Here is a 2626-nt window from a genome sequence, read left to right as displayed (position 1 = left end):
TGTGAATGTCAACGAAAATCTGAGCCAAGTGCTAAGCAATATTTGAGCCATTTTTGTGAACGAATACTTGAGCCACCAAGAGTAAAAATGACAGCGAATACTTAAGCCACGTGTGAATGAAACTTGGGGCACCTCTGCCCTTGACTCAGCCTCCTTTTGCTCGGTATAATCATGGTGCTTTACTCGTTCACAGGATACGGCAACGCTGGAGAGCGACCGGAGCGGTGTACGAGGTTTGCGGGAGGGCGGCATCACGGTGTCGCTTTTCTCGTTGCGCGAAGCGCGCTGCCCTCCTGGAAACGAATGCGCTAAACTCCGGGGTCTGGGGCAGAGCCCCAGGGGCTACAGGTTTGCGTTGGCCTGTGCGATGAGAAGCCGGAAGGATGGACCGCTCATATCCAGAACGTGGGAACGGAAGGTCAGGCGATCAACTAGAGCCGAGACCATCGTGCTGTTTTCAAACAGCTCCGTCCAGCGAGAAAACGGCAGATTTGTCGTGACAATGGTGCTGGACCGTTCACTGCGTTCGGAAATGACTTTAAAGAGCAGCTCGGATTCGTATTTGTTGAAGCTCATGTAGCTGAGTTCGTCCAGGATCAGCAGATCCGTCTTGTCCAACAGACGCCCAATACGTCCCAGTTGGTAAGCGTCGCGGGCTTCCGTCAGCTCTGTGGACAGGCTCCCGGCATTCTTAAATAACACCCGGTATCCCTGCAGGCAGGCTTTCAGGCCAATGGCAATGGAAATATGGGTTTTGCCCCTGCCGGGATTCCCAATCATGACGATGTTCTTGTGCTCATCAATGAATTTGCATGACGCTAATTCCTGTATGAACACCGGCGACACGCTTTCGTTCAGCTGGGAGAAATCGAAGTCATCCAGCGTCTTCTGGTAAGGGAAAGCCGCCGCTTTGAGCCGCCTACGATTCTGGTTCTCTTGCCGGGCGTGGGTTTCAGCCATGAGCAAATCCAGTAGCAAATCGCTGAAATCCGCCCCGGATTTGGCCTGTCGCAGAATATCCATGTAACTCGAAAATGTGGGCATCTTCAGTTGCTTTGCCAACAGCTTAATCTGTTCTTCTCTGAGGTCAATCATGAGACAGCGACCACCTTTCCATACAGGGAGTCGTATGCCTCAAGATTCACTGGCGGAACAGAGACTGTGTCCTCAACGGAGGGCTGGTCTTTCCTGGGGACAACGCCGGCCATGATTGCAATGTAGCCCACTTCAAGGCACTGGCTGAGCATCTCCACAATCTCTTTGGATGTGAGCTCCTGGCATTCCAGCCAGTCAATGAACTCAACTGGGACCGCGTTCTGCACAGGCCGGGCGTAACGGATAGCGCGTCCTTTCTGCGCGAGAATCGGGAGATAATGCTGCATATCCAGCGATTCATCTTTACGGCCAAAGAGCCGGTTATGGCGGGCTATCATCGTGCCTTCAATCCAAACCTCCACATGGTTGGGATAGGCCTTCACCGTGGTCGCTTTGCCGCGGTATTTGCAGGGGACAGAGTAGTGATTTGTCTCGAACAGAACCGTGGAATACCGACCAACGCGGGGATACACCTTCTTTGAGATGTCCGGCGTATAACGCGGCATGGGCTGCAAAGCCGCCCGGTCTTCTTCCAGCATGACGCCAACCTTGTCTGGGCGTCCCTCAATCTGGTGATTCAGATACTGCGTGCATTTCGCCAGCAGCTTTGCATTCAGCTCTTCCAGACTCTTCACTCGCGGCAGCGGGACGCAAACGTTGCGCCGGATGTAGCCCACAAGGTTTTCTACCAGTCCCTTTTCATTACCGGAGGCGGGATTGCAGAAAACCGGCTCGAAGCTGTAGTGTGCGGCAAGCTGGCTGTAATCATCCTGGGCGGCTGCCTGAGCCCCAAACCCACTCTTCACTGCGACCCTGGCATTGTCGAAGATGAGTCGCCGGGGAACGCCGCCGAAGTATTGAAATGTACGGATAATGGCGTCCAGAAAGCTCTCCAAGTTCTGCCGTTTGTAGGCAACGACGTAAGGCGCACAGCTGTGGCACAGGCGGGCACAGAAGAGATTGACCTTTTCTTTCTCACCGTCCATGAAGAATGTGGCCTCCCCCCAATCGATCTGCACCGCGTCTCCTGGCGCAAACCGAAGGGGGATGAACACTTGACTGATTTTCCGCGCCGCCCTCATGTCATGCACAAGGTTGCGCACGGAGGATTCGCTGCCGGTGAAGCCACCCTCTTCTACGAGCCGCTGGTAGATGCGGCGAGCTGTATGACGTTGTTTCTTGATGTTGACGGCATCATCTTCATCCAGACAGCCTTGCACAAACTGAACCACTCCGGGCGTCATGACAGTTGCGTCACGGTTGTAGGGCTTGTGATCCCACGGAACATTGGCTCCTTCCCAGTATTTCTTCACTGTGTTCCGCGAAATACCCAGCCGCTTCGCCGCTCCGCGCTGGCTGGTCACGCCCTCCAACTGCAACCGACGAATTTCCTTGTAGACATCCAAGGTTGTAACCACCTTTCAACGCCCCTTCCAATAGTCCTGTGACTATTGTAGAGCAAATAGTCGGGTGGCTCAATTATTCGCTGGCATTCTACCGAAAGTGGCTCAAGTCCATTTTAGCATTTACA

General features: G+C 53.8%; 2 protein-coding genes. Both read right to left on the bottom strand.

Annotation, left to right across the window (positions count from 1 at the left end):
- Positions 1-342 precede the first annotated feature (342 nt).
- Positions 343-1095, bottom strand: a complete 753-nt coding sequence (istB, locus tag ACH6CV_RS18005) for an IS21-like element helper ATPase IstB (RefSeq protein WP_456359602.1) — start codon at positions 1093-1095, stop codon at positions 343-345.
- On the bottom strand, positions 1092-2501 hold the full coding sequence (gene istA / locus ACH6CV_RS18000) for an IS21 family transposase (protein ID WP_456359601.1): 1410 nt from the start codon (positions 2499-2501) through the stop codon (positions 1092-1094). The genes istB and istA overlap by 4 nt, the downstream gene beginning before the upstream one ends.
- Positions 2502-2626 lie beyond the last annotated feature (125 nt).

The organism is Anaerozeibacter quisquiliarum (assembly GCF_051162045.1).
In the GTDB taxonomy this organism is placed as follows: Bacteria; Bacillota; Clostridia; order Christensenellales; family Aristaeellaceae; genus Anaerozeibacter; species Anaerozeibacter quisquiliarum.
This window is presented reverse-complemented; position numbering and strand designations above follow the sequence as displayed.